This window comes from Psychrobacter sp. DM4 (assembly GCF_051307035.1).
Lineage (GTDB): Bacteria > Pseudomonadota > Gammaproteobacteria > Pseudomonadales > Moraxellaceae > Psychrobacter.
The window spans coordinates 813,018-829,843 of sequence record NZ_CP195536.1; the positions used below are offsets into that span (position 1 = coordinate 813,018).

Annotated in this window: 11 protein-coding genes; all 11 read left to right on the forward strand. The window is 39.7% G+C overall.

What is annotated here, in order from left to right:
* Positions 1–30: 30 nt before the first annotated feature.
* Entirely contained in the window at positions 31–1,113 is a 1,083-nt protein-coding gene (locus tag ACR64G_RS03645) for a hypothetical protein (protein ID WP_435980170.1), read from the forward strand.
* Positions 1,114–1,131: 18 nt separating this feature from the next.
* On the forward strand, positions 1,132–2,202 hold the full coding sequence (locus ACR64G_RS03650) for a glycosyltransferase family 4 protein (protein WP_435980171.1): 1,071 nt from the start codon (positions 1,132–1,134) through the stop codon (positions 2,200–2,202).
* 85 nt (positions 2,203–2,287) lie between these two features.
* Positions 2,288–3,370 carry a glycosyltransferase gene (locus tag ACR64G_RS03655; protein ID WP_435980172.1) on the forward strand — a complete coding sequence of 361 codons (1,083 nt, stop codon included), beginning with the start codon at positions 2,288–2,290 and terminating at the stop codon, positions 3,368–3,370.
* Positions 3,371–3,687: 317 nt separating this feature from the next.
* Positions 3,688–4,788 carry a phenylacetate--CoA ligase family protein gene (locus ACR64G_RS03660; RefSeq protein ID WP_435980173.1) on the forward strand — a complete coding sequence of 367 codons (1,101 nt, stop codon included), beginning with the start codon at positions 3,688–3,690 and terminating at the stop codon, positions 4,786–4,788.
* A gap of 208 nt (positions 4,789–4,996) precedes the next feature.
* The gene (locus tag ACR64G_RS03665) at positions 4,997–5,983 is read left to right on the forward strand and encodes a hypothetical protein (protein WP_435980174.1); all 987 of its coding nucleotides are present in this window, start codon (positions 4,997–4,999) and stop codon (positions 5,981–5,983) included.
* Positions 5,984–6,043: 60 nt separating this feature from the next.
* On the forward strand, positions 6,044–7,201 hold the full coding sequence (locus ACR64G_RS03670; RefSeq protein WP_435980175.1) for a glycosyltransferase family 4 protein: 1,158 nt from the start codon (positions 6,044–6,046) through the stop codon (positions 7,199–7,201).
* A 292-nt stretch (positions 7,202–7,493) separates the two neighbouring features.
* Entirely contained in the window at positions 7,494–8,741 is a 1,248-nt protein-coding gene (locus ACR64G_RS03675; protein ID WP_435980176.1) for a sugar transferase, read from the forward strand.
* Positions 8,742–8,807: 66 nt separating this feature from the next.
* Positions 8,808–10,286, forward strand: coding sequence for a capsule assembly Wzi family protein (locus ACR64G_RS03680; protein ID WP_435980177.1), 1,479 nt, complete (start codon positions 8,808–8,810; stop codon positions 10,284–10,286).
* Positions 10,287–10,676: 390 nt separating this feature from the next.
* A complete protein-coding gene (locus tag ACR64G_RS03685; protein WP_435980178.1) occupies positions 10,677–12,899 on the forward strand; it encodes a polysaccharide biosynthesis tyrosine autokinase in 2,223 nt (740 codons plus the stop codon).
* 27 nt (positions 12,900–12,926) lie between these two features.
* Positions 12,927–14,879 (forward strand): polysaccharide biosynthesis protein, encoded by a 1,953-nt coding sequence (locus tag ACR64G_RS03690; protein WP_435980179.1) that lies wholly within the window; start codon positions 12,927–12,929, stop codon positions 14,877–14,879.
* Between the two features lie 113 nt (positions 14,880–14,992).
* The gene (locus ACR64G_RS03695; protein WP_435980180.1) at positions 14,993–16,792 is read left to right on the forward strand and encodes an ABC transporter ATP-binding protein; all 1,800 of its coding nucleotides are present in this window, start codon (positions 14,993–14,995) and stop codon (positions 16,790–16,792) included.
* The last annotated feature ends 34 nt before the right edge of the window (positions 16,793–16,826 follow it).

Here is a 16,826-nt window from a genome sequence, read left to right on the forward strand (position 1 = left end):
TGTCATTAATTCTTAATACGTGGAGTTAGATTGAACAAAAGTACTTTAAAAAAATACAGTTTTTTTTATGATTTATCAGTCAGAAAGGGTGTTAATCATATATTTAATGAGTATTTAGGATTCGATGATAACAGTATCGTGCCTGTCAGTGTATCTCATGGTGTAGATTTCGAGCACTGCTATTATCCAATGGACGTATATTATCCTGAACCTATTCATTGGGCGTACAATACCAGAATCTTTGAAAGAGCGAGGAAGACTAAACCATGCTTATTGATGGCTCATCCTTGGTCAATAGCAGTTCATAAGAATAATTTACTGCAAGGTAATGGGACCTTACTTATCGGTCCACCGCCAGGAATTACAAACGATAAGTTACTTTATGAAAAAGTGAAAAATGATATAGACTCAGACTGGTCCATACTTATAAAAGGAGGAGTGACGGAGTCAATGAGATTTTGGCGCGAAAAAGGAGTCAAGCCAATCACAGCAGGTAACAATAGCAGCGATAAATTTTTTTATAACTTATTTCATATGCTATCTAATTATGAGAACATCGTTGCTTGTACATTTTCTAGTGCTGTAATATTCGCAGCTTCGATTGGAAAAAGAATAACATTCATAGATGGCTATAGATATGTTTCATACGATACTCCTGAATACCTAGACATAATAAACTTTGAATCTGATTATTCAAGGTTTGTTGTTTCTGAGTTTTTTAACAATACTCAAGACAGTGTTACCTTACTGGCTAAAGAAATATTAGGCTTTGACCTATTACCACAGAGAAATAGAGTTAAACAAGATTATTTTGAACTGTTGCAAGAGATTGACAACCCTATTTTTTCTAGATTAGAAAACAATAGTTTCTTGCAATATAAAGCTTTTTTGGCTAAAGCTCTCAATAAACGAAGTCTTATAAATAAATCTTTCATGGATATAATAATATCTACTAAAAACGCAGTTATTGATACAAAAAAATTCGCAATGATAAAAGAGTTGGACGAGAATTCGATATGGCTCAATGGAAAAAATGATAATAATTTTAGTAGCTTTCTCGTCCCTTATGAGAAAGGAGTCACGATTCCAGGTGATGCTGTTGACAAGTATTAATTTATTTGGAGATGTTTTTTGAAAGTTTTGATCCTAGGTGGCAATTTTGATAATTCTGGTGGTACTGAGCGTGTTGGTACCATGCTTGCTAATGGTCTATCTGAAGCAGGTTATGAGATATTATTAGCCAGTATTTCAGGTGGCAATAAACCTTTTTTTTCGTTAAACGAAGAGATTAAACTTTTTTCGTTATTTGATACGATAGGCCGTACTCTACCTCGCACTCCTAGTCTCGTATATAAAATCAGAAAATTACTAAAAGATGAGCATATTGATATTTTAATAGTAGTAGAAACTATGGCTGTTTTGTTTACCTTACCTGCAACTATAGGATTGTCAGTTAAACATATTTGTTGGGAGCATTTCAATTTTAACAGTGATCTGGGTAAGTCTGGAAGACGTCTAGCTCGACAGCTGGCAGCACGCTACTGTGATTCTGTAGTTACTCTAACGGAAAGAGATAAAAGCTATTGGTTACAAGGCACTCATCATAAATCACAAATAACAGCTATCGCCAATCCTTGCCCTTTTTCTGTGCAAACATATGTTGAAAGAGAAAACACAAAGGTAGTTCTGGCTGTTGGTCGTCTTACTTATCAGAAAGGGTTTGATTTACTACTTGAGTCTTGGGTTCAAGTAAGTGAAGCGATGCCAGACTGGAAATTAAAAATTGTTGGCGAAGGTGAAGATAGAGCCAAGTTAACAAATTTCATCAAAGAAAATGAACTAAATGATAGCGTAGAGTTAGTTGGCAACACTGATAGCGTAAGTCAATATTATGAACAAACTGAAATATTTTGTTTAAGCTCTCGTTTTGAAGGCTTTCCAATGGTTTTGCTTGAGACCTTAGCCTTTGGTTTACCTGTAGTTAGTTTTGATTGCGATACTGGTCCAGAAGAAGTACTAGAAAATACAGGGTCTATTTTAGTGTCGCAGAAGGACACCAGTAAGTTTGCTTCATCCTTGATTGAGTTAATGATTGATGAGGAAAGGCGTAAGATTATTAGTATGAGAAGTAAAGAAAAAGCTCAAATTTATCAACCTGAAAATATAATTAAACAATGGACTGATTTGATCACAAACCTTTAGTTCTTTATAGTATTGAATTGATATATTATTACAACACGCTGATAGTAAGTACTATTCTCGTTAACCGTATATTTGGAATCATAGAATGAATATACTCCATATCATTTCTGCTCCAGCATCAGGTGGGGCTGAAGTCTACGTCAAAGATTTGGTTAAGCATTTAGCCAAGCAGCATAATGTACATGTCGCGTTTTTAAGCTCAGCTGCAGATGCTGGACGTGATATAGAGTATGAAGCACGTTTTTTAGAAGACTTACAGGCATCTGGAGTACAGACCTATGTCATCGGTAATGAGACTCGTAAAAAACCTTGGTTAGGTATGATACGACTAAGAAGATACGTTAAAGACAATCATATAGAGATATGCCATACTCATCTCGCTTATAGCATTATCTTTTCAGCTTTATTGAGAGTACCTGTCGTGTACACGCATCATTCTATTGAACCTCGATGGGGTAGAATAACCTATCGTGCTTTTAATAAGTTAATTGATGAATACGTCGGCATATCTAAAAAGTGTGCGTCAGCATTAGAAAGTTATACCAATCGTAGAGTAACTACTATAAATAATGCGGTTTCAAAAGATAAGTTCGATGGGTACGTTAGAATCAGGTCATACAACGGCATTGTCAAAATCGCCATGGTTGGTCGCTTAACGGCGCAGAAAGATTACTATACTATGTTAACAGCATTGACATTAGTTGATGCCAATACTCGCCAAAGAATAAAAGTATCAATTGCTGGTGAAGGGAGTGATGAGTATAAACGAGAGTTATCATCTTTTATAAGATCCAACAAACTAGAAGATCATGTTCAATTAGTAGGTGTTATAAGTAATATCCCAAAGTTTCTTTATGATGCTGATATTTTTCTTATGACTTCAGCATGGGAGGGACTCCCTATAGCGTTGACTGAGGCTACAGTATCAGGATTACCTTGTATAGTTACTAATGTGGGAGGTTGCATTGAGGTTATTGAACGCAGTAATAATGGTAGGGTCGTAAAACCAAATGATCCTCAAGCTATCGCTAATGCAATTACTAAGTTTGTTACTGACAAATCTCTTATAGAAAAACTCTCTCAAAATGCTATTGATAGTGCCGATTATTATGCTATAAGTAGAGCTGCAGATTTGCATATCAGCTTATATGAATCGATGCTTCAATAAACACTATCTTAAAATTAACCGGTTCTATAGTTTGAATGTATTAGTATAATTTATAGGGATTCCCCATGTCTTTAAAAGAGGATCTAGTACGTCGTAGTCCACATTTAGTACAGAACTTAGCCATTAGTATCTTTAACACCTACCAGTATAAAGTCCGACATGGTGGTGACTATCAAAAGTACAGAAAGTACTTTTCAAAATTCTCGGACGCGTCACTATCTGAAATCGAGTCAGAGCAACGTAACCGATTAGAAAAATTCTTAAATAAAAGCGTCGTTAGGTCCGAATGGTATAGTCCTTACAAGGACTACCAGTCTTTGGAAGACTTTCCGCTACTGTACAAAAAAGATATTATCGAAAACTTAGATTCAATTACTACTGTAAAAGAAAAAGAGGCCGTTGCGAACTTCACTGGTGGCACTACAGGTGCCTCTATGAAGGTGCTTTATACAAAAGATAATGTTCAAGAGCGTAATGCATTGTTAGACCATTTTAGAGCACACTATGGATATAAGTTAGGTAAAAGATGTGCTTGGTTCAGTGGTAAAAATATAATTACTGAGAAAGATCTTAAAAAAGGAATCTGTTATAAAGACGACTACATCAATCGTATTCGTTTTTTTTCGACGTTCCATATTACTGATGCTAACTTCGATGTGTATTGGACAGCATTTTGTAAGTTTGCTCCTGAGTTTATAGTAGGCTTTCCATCTAGTGTTTATGAGCTATGTGCAATGGCCGCAAGTCGGAATTTAAAACTTGAGAATAAAGTAGAAGCTTTTTTCCCGACTGCTGAGACACTACTGCCTGTACATCGCGAAATTATTCAATCCGTGTTGAGATGTAAGATCGCTGATCAATATGCATCTTCAGAAGGTGCGCCATTTATTTTAGAATGCACAGAAGGTAGTCTTCATATTCATCCACTGACCGGGATATTTGAAGTGGTTGATGAGAATCTACAACCAGCTCAAGAAGGCGAAATTTTAGTTACTTCTTTTACAACTGAAGGCACACCTTTGATACGTTATCGTATAGGAGATCGCATTACACTTGCTCCAAAGGAGTTCAAATGTAATTGTGGTTCTGCTTTTCCACTAGTTGAAAAAATTGAAGGGCGTTCTACTGATTATATTCTTTCTCCAACATATGGTAAGGTAAACCTTGGTAATATAAGCAATTCTACAAAAGGCGTGAAAGGGGTTATTAGCTTTCAAGTGATTCAAAACGAGTTGGAAAAAGTAGAAGTTCTAATCATTGCCAATGACAATTTTAATAAAAAACAACAAGAAAAATTTTATCATGCGCTATCTGAGCGTTTTGGTGTGAATATGTCAATCAGTATGAATTTAGTAGATAACATTCCTAAAGAAAAGAGTGGTAAATTTAGAGTTGTCAAAAACAATATTAAACCATAGAGATAACTGAATGTCAGACCTAAGTTGGATCTATAGTTACGGATTTTTAGGTATTAGGCTGTTCGAGTTGCCTAGTCTACTAATATGCTTATTAATAATATTTTTACTTGGGTATAAATTTGAATTAAAGCAGAAATATCAAGTTTTATTAGCTTTACATTGTTTTCTACCTTTCGTTCTGAACGACGTCCTATTCAATGCCTCTTATATGCCTGATCAATTTAAATACTGGCGTGCTGTTAATAGTTTAAGAAATGGCGAATTGAGTTTCACTCAGGCATTCATAAGTGATGGCAATGTAAATCAGGCTAGTTTCTTCTTTGCTTTACTCCCATTTCCTACTCCTGTATCTCCTATTAGTTTGGGGTTCTATAATACCTTTTTATATATCATTCTGTTTTTTGTACTGTATGTAAAAAAGATATTTACAGATGTATCTATATGGTTCTACTTACTATTCCCCAGCGCTGCGCTTTATACTGCGTTAAGTTTAAGAGAGACTTTAATTTTCTTTTTTATGACACTTACTATAGTCTATGCTCGCGAATCTAAAATTTTTAGAAGTGCTCTTTTTATTATTCCTATATACCTAATAAAGTTTCAAAATTTCTTTATCTTAGGTCCTATCGTTCTAATGTACTTCTTGTTTAATGTAGCCAAAAAAGGCATGAGTCTGACTAAAGCACTGGTAATTGGTGCTATTAGTTTAATTGGGTTATTGCTTTCTGCTCCTATCGCTATTCCATTAGTGAATACTTTTAGAGTTGCAATGTTCGTGGAAGATGGTGGTAATAAAGACGAAATCAGTCTTATTGCTGGCGCAGGTGACTTTGTATTTCAGGGTTTAACTTCAGCATTGTACTTCTTAGCCAAACCGTTACCATGGGAAGCGAGTAATGCTCTTCAATTAGTACAATCAGTAGAAAACTTAGCAATACTAGCTGTCTTATTATTGATTACTCGTCAAGCTTGGAAATTGAGACCGGACAAGCTTGCTTTTTGGTTATTATTCTTGGCTTTTTCAATGTCTATCTATGGTCTAGTGGTGTTTAACTACGGCACTGCTGTGCGTTATCGTTATCCGTTCGTTATAATCTATGTGATATTTGTCTGTGCAGATTGTAATATCACAAGATTAAGAAGTCATAAAAGAGCAAAAAGCCATACCCAGCCTATGACGAAGAGCTTGGACTAAATTAGACCATTTACTGAATAAACTTCCCTCATTTATATCTCAATATACTGTGTGCTACTTATGAAATTTCTGATATGTGCCAACTACTTACCTCACGTGCTGAACTTTCGCGGTAAGCTATTACTAGACATCGCAGCGCTAGGCTATGAGATACATGTGATCGCACCAGATCTAAAAGAGCATATTGCAGACTATAACACGCTGCTTGATTTGGGCTATGTGCTACACGAAGTGCCTATGCAGCGTACTGGGACTAACCCTATATCAGATACCAAAACCCTAATAGCGATATATCGACGACTACGCGAAATACAGCCTGACTACATGCTCTCATATACCATCAAGCCAATTATCTACGGCACGCTAGCTGCTTGGCTTGCTAAAGTACCTAAGCGCTTTATTCTACTCTCAGGTCTTGGCTATACCTTTCAAGAGGTTGAAGAGTCTGGTAGACGCAGTGGCTTTCAAAAGCTCGTCCATGGCCTATATCAGCAAGCCTTGTCTAAATCGACCAAAGTATTTTTTCAAAATCCTGACGATCTAAATTTATTTAAGACCCTCAATTTGCTTGGTGAAAGTACACCTGCTGTCGTCGTCAATGGCTCAGGGGTAGATGTTGCTGATTTTAGCGTGCTGCCTTTTCCTCAAGATGACGCAGGACAGATCAAACCGTCCTTTTTATTGATTGCTCGATTGCTCAAAGATAAAGGGGTCGTCGAGTACGTTGAGGCCGCCAAAATAATTAAGCAGCAATATCCAGCAGCTGAGTTTCATTTGGTGGGCTATCTAGATGAAAATCCAGCCACTATAGATCAGTCGCAGCTCGATGACTGGGTAGCTAGCGGCATTATCAACTATTGGGGCAAGCTCGATGATGTACGACCTGCTATCGCTGCCAGCTCCATCTATGTATTGCCTTCTTATAGGGAAGGCACGTCGCGCTCTGTGTTAGAGGCAATGGCGATGGGTCGACCTATTATTACGACAGATGCACCCGGTTGCCGCGAGACGGTAGTAGAAGGCAGTAATGGCTATCTAGTCCCAGTCAAGTCTATCAATGAACTAGCAGACGCCATGGAGAAGTTAATCGTCAATCCTGACCTGATTACGACTATGGGGCAAGCCTCTCGCGCATTGATTGAGGACAAGTTCGACGTTCGTAAAGTCAATCAGTTTATGATAGCAGAAATGGGACTGAACAAGCAGAACCTGATTTGAGGTTATTCAATATAGATAAGACAGATCAAGAATTTTTCTGACTCCAAAGCTATCAGTTTATAGATTAGATTCAAGTCAAAAAATTAATAGGTGCTAGGCACAAACAATCTTACTGTATAGTGATAGATACTATCGTTTTAGACAAACTATTGATATTTATTCAGTTTTTGATGTCAATTGATGATCTATCTCGTATTAATTACTTGAAAGTTGTATGGTTATTTTTAAATCATACGCTATAATTGCCGGATTTTTGACTCTTACCTTACTATGCAAATTTAAGACAATCATTATGCTCACTATGAAAGTATTTACGTATTTGCGATTCTTACCTGTCCAGCTGTTAGTCGGCTTGTTATTTTGTACTTGGATCCCTTACCTATTATTTGATTGGAACTACCCTTATTCAGCGATGACTCGCGAGACGACCTTTAGTATGCTTGTTAGTGGGATGCTTACGGTATCGACATTATTTACGTTACATTTTATCCGTCAGTTCCCAGGAATCAATTCTAGCTCATACATATTGCCTGTATTTATCTTTTGGTTTGCAGTCATTGCTATAATAGCTGGTATTACTTATTTACCGTTTTCTATTTTTTATTACCTTTTAAGTAGTTTCTGCTTACTCAGTTTTTTATTTATTATTAATATTATTAAACGTCGTAATATCACCCAAACCTTTGCCTACATTCCAGTAGGTAGAGCGATAGATATGCCGGAACAAGTTCCAGAAGCAACTTGGGTAAAGCTTGAGACTACTTATTTAGATCAAGAGGTCAATGGCATCGTGACTGATTTGCACAGTTATGAGTTGACTGACGAATGGGAGGAGTTCATTGCTAATAAAACCCTACAGGGCGTGCCAGTATATCATCATCGTAATATACGTGAGTCTCTGACGGGTAGGGTCAAAATAAACCACCTATACGAAAATGAGCTTGGCTCTTTGTTACCATCTGCAAACTATATGATGGTTAAATATTGCCTTGATATGTTGATCATAGTATTGTTGTTGCCAGCTACGCTAATTATTTGCTTGCTGACGGCTATCGCAATCAAACGCGAAGATGGTGGCAAGATATTTTATGTGCAACCAAGAGTAGGGCATCGCGGTAAGACCATCAAGGTTTACAAATTTCGCAGCATGCGTGAACAGGCAAAAGAGGTTCTGACTGTTGATAATGATGATAGAATTACTAAGGTTGGCAAGTTTATCCGCAGAACGAGAGTAGATGAGCTGCCTCAGTTCTTGAACGTCATCAAAGGTGAGTTGAGCCTAATTGGTCCTAGAGCAGAGTTTGTCGACTTTGCGGTCAAGCTTGAAGAGCAAGTGCCTTTCTTTAACTATCGACATATTGTCAAGCCAGGCATATCAGGTTGGGCGCAGGTCAATCAAGGCTATGCTACGGGCCCTGAGGAAACTCAGCTAAAAATTGAGTATGATTTTTACTATATCAAGCATATTTCTTTTACACTAGACTTAATTATATTTTTTAGAACGATTCATACCACGCTTACAGGATTTGGGTCGCGCTAGCCTTGTCGAATTAAGAGGTTAATGCAAGACTTTGCGCCCAATCACCTAGACTAAGAGTACATATTTATGACCATACATTTGCTTCGCCGTCGTCTGAATACTTTGGGTATCGTTAGTATTTGTCTTGGAGTTGGTTTTGCCAGCACACTCGCTAGCGCGCAAAACCTGCATATGAATGATCTAAAGCTCAAAGCTGATATCGACTGGCTCAATACCCAAGGTGTTACTCAGATCAGCACCAGCACTTGGCCACTGACCGCAAATGAGATTAGACGTAACTTAGTCAGTGCTCGCGCGCAGACTGTAGCGCAGCAGCAAGTATTACAATCAGTACAGACTAGGTTAGATAATAACCGTGAGTCTGTGGTGCAAGCTTTTGGGGAGTTAAACCTACAAACCAATCGTCAGCAACTGCCGCAGACCTTTGGCGATGATAAGCTAGCAGGGCAAGAGCTAAGCGTTGGATTGGGCTTGACCGAAAAAGACTGGGAGGTCAATCTACAAGCAACTGTCAAAAACGATGAGCTCATCGATGATGACTCAGATGTGAGCTTTGAGGGTTCCTACCTTGCGGGTAATTACGCCAACCAGTGGCTGATCGCGGGTAAGATACCAGCGTGGTGGGGTCCGGGTAATGACGGTAGCTTGATCCGCGGCGATGCGAGTATTCCTGTGACAGGGTTTACGATGCAACGAGATATGCAGACCGCACCAACTAATCAGTATTTAAATTGGGTAGGACCTTGGCAGTATCAACTGTTCGCAGGTCAGATTGATGATTATGACGCAGTACCAGAAGCTAAGCTTTTTGGCGCGCGTCTGACCGCTAGTCCGCTACCTTGGTTAGAGCTTGGCGCTTCTCGTACCTTTATGTGGGGCGGTGAGGGTCGACCTGAGAGTCTAAGCTCTTTTGGTGACGCATTGTTGGGGACTCGTGATAATGAATCTACTAACAGCAGTAATTCAGACCAAGATCCTGCCAATCAGCTTGGTGGCTTCGATGCTAGAGTCCAGCTGTCGTCATTGGTCAACGTTCCAGCTAGTGTCTATGCGCAATACGTTGGCGAAGATGAAGCAGGCGGCTTACCTGCCAAAAATATGTATTTAGCAGGGGCGGATTATGCCTCCGATTGGTACGGTAAACCTTATCAACTCTATGCTGAATACGCAGATACTCGTAGTAGCGGCGAGGTTAGAGGAGGGTCGTATGATCATTTTATATACACTGACGGCTATTATCAGCAGGGTTATCCATTGGGTCATTCGCTAGGTGGTGATGCTGAGAGCGTTTCAGTTGGTAGTCGATTGTGGCTAGATAATCGTAACTTTATTAATGCAAAATTGCAGTATGCCAAAGTGAATCAAGCGGATGAAGCTGATAACCAAGCGTTTCCAGAAACGGACGAGCTGACTGCCGTTGATATCTCATGGGAGCATCAGTTGCAGCCTATGACTAAGATTACCACCAGACTTTGGGCAGTAGACTCTGATACTCAGTCTAGTGATGTTGGTGCTGGAGTAGGAATAGAGTTCAAAACTTACTAGTACTGCGCTCAAGAACTAAAAAAAGACCTCTAGTAGGTCTTTTTTTTATGGCCAAGATATAGCTCCTATTGATGAGTGTATTAAATATAACTAATACTGAAAAGGAATTCATACCTTCTAAAGCTTTGATATTATTGACTTTACAGGTAGGTTGATATCAGTTGACCTTATAGTTAAGGAATATTTGTCTGGTTTAAATGCTTAGTTATGTTGCGTTATTAATGGCATAAGTGTATATTCAGTAACTATATATTCTATTTTGTGAATTTATATATTCATAAATGTATATATCTATCTTATAAAATATATACATTTATGAAAAGTGAATTATTTTGCAATAGTTATTCTACATCTAAAGCAGTTACAACCACTGAGACACTGAGTAGGCTTATGAAAATAGACTCAAGTAAAAAGTCAGAATCTATAAATAGGCAAAAAAACAGCGAACTTGATTTATTAGGTCTGTTCGATGTCTTACGCTGTGAGTGGAAGATTATACTTTTATTTGTGTCACTAGGAATAATACTAGCAGTCTTATATTCCCGTTATGTCACGCCAATATACCAGTCAGATGCGCTTGTGCAAGTCGATGAAAATTCGCAAGGCATACCAGGCCTTGGTGAAAATATATCTGGTCTTATCGATACTGAACAGAGTAAGTCTCAGGCAGAAACAGAACTCATAAAATCACGTATGGTATTAGATCCTGTGGTGAATTTACTACATTTGCAGATTCGTCTAAGCGATCCTACTATTAGTGTGATTGATAAAATTACAAGAGATAAAATAAATACTCAACTCAACACAACCGATGAGGTGTCGCTGCAAACGAGCGATGGACTTGCTCAAATCAGTCAGTTTGAGGTCGCCGCAGAGTATCTTGATCAGCCTTTTACCTTAATAAGATCAGGTACTGGATTTACATTAAGTAATGCGGCCGATGAATTCAAGGGTCAGTTGAATGTACCACAGCAATTTAATGGCACAAATGGCGATATTCAAATTACAGTGCTCAATCTCCCTAGTAGTCAGCAACCCATAGCCATCACCAGACAGTCTATACAGTTTACGACAAATAACATTAGTAGTAGGTTAAAGGTCATAGAAAAAGGGGATTTGAGCGGTATCATTCAGCTATCTATGACGGGATCCAATCAGCAACAAGTAAGCGGCATTCTAAAAGAGATCGTCATATCGTACGTCGAGCAAAGTGAAGCCCGCAGCGCTGAGGAAACTACAAAGACGGTTGCCTTTATGGGAACCCAAATTCCTCTCCTTAAGCAAAAGCTCGAAAAATCAGAGGCAGTCTTTAATACCTTTCGCGAAAGATACGGCACTATTGATGTTGGCCGAGAAGCTGAGCTGTTATTGACAGAAAATGCGCAAATTGAGACTCAGCTCAACGAGCTTAAGTTAAATAAAGCGGAGCTAACCACTTACTACACCGATGAGCATCCGATGGTCATTCAGATTAACGATCAGCTCAGAGTATTAAATGATAGAAAACAGAGTATCAATAATACGGTTGCAGGCTTGCCTGAGATTCAACGAGAGTTTTTACAGTTATCAGAAGACGTTGCCATCAACCGAGAAATCTATCTCACTATGCTCAAAAATTATGAGCAACTCAAAATTGTTGAAGCGGGTCAAACGGGGTATACCCGTATCGTAGATCTCCCAGTAGATACCTATGTACCTATTGCTCCTAATAAAACGCTTATCATTCTAGCAGGACTCTTATTTGGCGCCTTACTAGGCATCATGTCCGTGATGCTAAAACATCTCTTAAGAAGCGACGTAAAAGATCCTAATGGTCTAGAAGACAGAATGGGCGTGCCTGTACTGGTGATGATACCGCGCTCGCAACCACTCAAAAAATTAATCGATGGCAAAAAATCAGCGGGTCGATTGCTCACTTATATCGATAAAAGTAGCCTGAGTTACGAGGCTATCAAAAGTCTTCGAACGTATCTGATGCTCGGTCAACCTGCTATGAGTAAAGCTCGAGCAGTTGGTGCCGACAGTACTCGTGGTCAAGTTATCCTTATCACAGGAGAGAGTCCTCATGGTGGCAAGTCCTTTATTACGGCCAATTTAGCAGAGGTATTCTCTCATCTTAACAAAAAGATTCTGGTGATAGACGCCGATATGCGTATGGGCAACCTGCATAGTGTTTTTGCAATAGAACAAAACTTTGGTTTGAGTGAATACTTCACTGGTGAGGCAGATTCGGCATCACGCATCACGCATGTCACGCTTATAGATAACATTGATTTTATACCGCGAGGACAAAACGCGCACGATCCTTCCTCTTGGCTTGCTAGTGATAAATTTAGTGATCTGATGGCACAGCTTGCAGGACATTATGACTACATACTCATAGACTCACCACCTGTACTGGCCGCCTCAGATGCAGTCATTATTTCGCAATATGCTGATACGGTGCTAATGGTGACCAAATACAATGATCCGTTAGAGGAGCAGTTGGCCTATGCTATCAAGCAGATGGAGAAGGCAAATACCAAAGTTGATGGCATCGTGATCAACGATATGCAGCAAAGCAAAAAGGACAAGCGCAGCTATTATTACAATTACGAATACGGTAGCAATTAATAGGACTCGGACAAGCAGGTAAATATCATGATTAAAAAACTAGAATATAGTGATAGTTATCAGACAAAAAGCGGTGAGCGCTATCAAATGACTCAGTGGCTGATGTCATTACCGCGTAACCTAAAACGCCTCATTTTACTGAGTACTGACTTAGTCATATCAGTCGCCTGCGTATTTTTTGCCCTGTCTTTACGTTATGGCTATATCGCCAACCATGTTAGTCCCTTAGAGCTTGTTCTTTATGTTTTGCCTGCTGTGATTGGGTTGTATTGGATTGGATTCTATCAGAGCGTCACAAGGATATTTTGTGATGCGGCGATGCATCAGGTGCTCAAGCTATTTGTCGTACTTATTATCGCTTATCAGGCAATTAACTATATCGAATGGATGTCCATTGTTCCGCGCTCAACGCCCTTTTTATTTTTATTTTTATTGTTTATCTGGTTGTGGGGTAGTCGCCTAAGTATTCAGACTTTGTTAAGCCGTGATCATAGCGGACAACAAAGAGCGTCTTCTGATAATAATTCCTGCGAGAACATTATTATATATGGTGCAGGTTCAGCGGGTAAAGAGCTTGGTGATGCCTTAAAGCGCTCTTGTAAGTACCATGTTGTCGCTTATATCGACGATGATCCGCAGTTAGTCGGTGCTTACCTATTAGGAAAAAAAATCTATGCAGCACATGACTTGATCGCTTTGATCGAGAAGCTAGAGGTTGCACAAGTATTTGTCGCACTACCATCGGTGAGCCGAGTCCGGCGCCGACAAGTCATCGATGAGATATCAGAGATCGCAGTCAAGATTAAACAGCTGCCAAGCTTACATGAGATTGCAGATGGCATTGCGACTGTAAGTGATATGCGTCCTGTTGATATCTTGGATGTGTTGAATCGTCAGACGGTAGAGCCTGATATTCAGCTACTGGGTAAGAATATCGCTGGCAAGAATGTCTTGGTCACTGGTGCTGGCGGCTCTATTGGTAGTGAGCTGTGCCGACAAATCCTACAAAATCAGCCAAAATGTTTGGTGCTCTATGAGTTGTCTGAGTTTGCGCTATATGACATTCATCAGCAGCTGAGGATAATACAAAGTGAGCATCCTGCTTATCAAAGTATTGAGATCACCGCCATGCTAGGCAATGCGACCAACGAAGACAAACTACTTAAAGTATTCGACAACTACCGCATACAGACGGTATACCATGCGGCCGCGTACAAGCATGTGCCCATCGTCGAACACAATCCTTTTGAGGGCGTTATCAACAACGCTAAAGGGACTTACCACTGCGCTTATGCTGCGATGCAAGCTCATGTTGAGACCTTTGTGCTGATCTCAACGGACAAAGCCGTTAGACCTACTAACATTATGGGGGCCTCTAAACGCTTGGCCGAGCTGGTTTGTCAGGGATTGAGCCAAGAAGATAGCGCGACCTGTTTTAGTATGGTGCGCTTTGGCAATGTATTAGGGTCATCAGGTTCTGTAATTCCTCTATTTACTAAGCAGATTGAGAGAGGAGGGCCTATTACCGTCACTCATACCGAAGTAACTCGCTACTTTATGACGATTCCAGAAGCCGCAAGTTTAGTTATCCAAGCGGGCGCGATGGCAACGGGTGGTGAGGTGTTCGTCTTAGACATGGGTGCGCCTATCAAGATTATGGATCTTGCCAAGCGTATGATCTATCTGACGGGTTGTAAGCTCAAGGACAAAGACAATCCTAACGGCGATATGGAAATTGTTGTGACTGGACTCAGACCTGGTGAGAAGCTATACGAGGAGCTTATCATTGGCGACGATAATGTCGAGACAACGCATCATCCTCTCATTCGCCAAGCGATCGAACATAGCTTTGCATTGGAGGATATCGAGAACATGCTATCTCAGCTCATTTATAGAGCTCAGATAAATGATATTGAATGGTTAAAAGAGGAGTGCATACACTTTGTAGAAGGCTATCAGGAGAACACAGCTACCGCATAGTCTGTACTCTGACAGCTGTTAATTAGTAGCCAAGTTGAGGTCATTTAAGTCGCTTATGCAGGACAAAAACCTAGCATAGGTAGCTCTTAGATTTATTTTATAGTGAGATGATTATGTTTAGCATGATAAAGCAGCTGTTTGGACTGCTCTCAGTTCAACAAGTCAGACAGTTTTATGTCCTACAAGTTCTGGTCGTTATCATGGCTTTTACGGAACTATTAGGCATTGCGTCCATAGCGCCTTTTATGGCCTTAGTCGGTGACATCTCTATACTTGAAACGAACAGTGTTTTTGCGGCGTTATATCAACTATCTGGTTTAACTGATCCTATGGATTTTGTATTTTATACTGGTTTGTTGGTGCTTGTAGCGCTAACTTTGTCAACCTTAGTATCTATGTATACCACTTGGAAGCTCGCACTTTATGGAGCAAGCGTAGGAGTTGAGATTGCAGATCGTCTCTATACTCATTATATGCAAGAAGATTGGCAGTTTCATGCCAGCGGTAGCAGTGCGCAGCTGACCAAGCAGATATCGACAGAAGCTATGCGTATAACGGGTGGAATAATACAGCCCTTAATGCAAATGAATGCCAAAGTTGTCTTAGCTACTCTTATCTCTATTAGTATCGTCATCTACAATCCTGTAATAGCAGTAGTAGGTTTAATCCTATTCGCTCTTGCCTATTTTATCCTTTATAAACTTGTCCGTAAAAAACTGGTCTCTAATGGCACAAAAATATCTCAAGTATCTACTGATCGCTTTAGATTAATGAATGAGGGGTTTGGCGGCATTAAAGATGTCCTGTTGCTCAATCGTAGTCATGACTTTATCAAACGTTTTAAAGACAGTGGCGAGATCTTTGCCCGCGCTTTAGGGACCAATACGGGTATTAGTCAAGTACCGCGCTATTTTATGGAGCTCATCGCTTTTGGTAGCATGATTGGTCTGGTGCTACTACTGATTAAATTACACGAGGGTAATTTGGGAGCGGTATTGCCGATTCTAGCGGTTTACGCTCTCGCTGCATTCAAACTACTTCCAGCTTTGCAGCAAATCTATGCCAGTGTCGCGAGCATTAAAGCGAATATATCAGCATTTGAAGCGGTGAAAGAAGACTTAGAACACTCCTCTCATAATAGCGAAGTTACCACGACAAAACCTATAGCTACACAAAATGAGCTAAAGGAAAAAATCACCTTGAGCAATATCAAGTTTAATTATCCAGGTAAAACCCTACCTGCTATAAACGGTATTACTATGACTATTCCGGCCAATAGCGTCGTCGGTATAGTCGGATCTTCTGGTTCTGGAAAATCAACCTTGATTGATGTATTGCTTGGGCTACTAACGCCGCAAAATGGTCATCTATATATGGATGATACGCGCATCATTGCTGAAAACAAACGTGCTTGGCAGAATACCTTGGGCTTTGTTCCGCAAAGTATATTTCTGAGCGAAGGTTCAATCGCTGAAAACATAGCCTTTGGACTACCTGCCAAAGACATCGATCCACAAAAAGTCAATAAAGCACTAGCACTTGCAAGCTTAACAGAACTAGTAGATCAGCTCCCAAATGGTGTACATACCACAGTAGGTGAGCGCGGCGTTCAGCTCTCAGGTGGCCAACGTCAACGCATTGGTATTGCTCGCGCGCTCTACTACGAAGCAAATGTTCTGGTATTTGATGAAGCGACGAGTGCTCTAGATGGTATTACAGAAAAGGTAATCATGGATGCTATCCATGATTTAAGTGGCAAAAAGACCATTATTATGATCGCTCACCGTCTAAAAACAGTGCAAAAGTGCGACATTATTTATCTAATAGATCAAGGAAAAATAGTGGATCAAGGCTCTTATCACGAGCTAGTAGAGACCAACTCTCAGTTTAGAAAAATGGCTGAGCATGCTTAATTTTTTAGGGTAATTCTACATCCAATTTGAAGTC

Coding starts and splice junctions, on each gene's coding strand:
- ACR64G_RS03655 (WP_435980172.1), top strand. CDS start 2,288: ATGAATATACTCCATATCATTTCTGCTCCAGCATCAGGTGGGGCTGAA.
- ACR64G_RS03665 (WP_435980174.1), top strand. CDS start 4,997: ATGCCTGATCAATTTAAATACTGGCGTGCTGTTAATAGTTTAAGAAAT.
- ACR64G_RS03670 (WP_435980175.1), top strand. CDS start 6,044: ATGAAATTTCTGATATGTGCCAACTACTTACCTCACGTGCTGAACTTT.
- ACR64G_RS03675 (WP_435980176.1), top strand. CDS start 7,494: ATGCTCACTATGAAAGTATTTACGTATTTGCGATTCTTACCTGTCCAG.
- ACR64G_RS03680 (WP_435980177.1), top strand. CDS start 8,808: ATGACCATACATTTGCTTCGCCGTCGTCTGAATACTTTGGGTATCGTT.
- ACR64G_RS03685 (WP_435980178.1), top strand. CDS start 10,677: ATGAAAATAGACTCAAGTAAAAAGTCAGAATCTATAAATAGGCAAAAA.
- ACR64G_RS03690 (WP_435980179.1), top strand. CDS start 12,927: ATGATTAAAAAACTAGAATATAGTGATAGTTATCAGACAAAAAGCGGT.
- ACR64G_RS03695 (WP_435980180.1), top strand. CDS start 14,993: ATGTTTAGCATGATAAAGCAGCTGTTTGGACTGCTCTCAGTTCAACAA.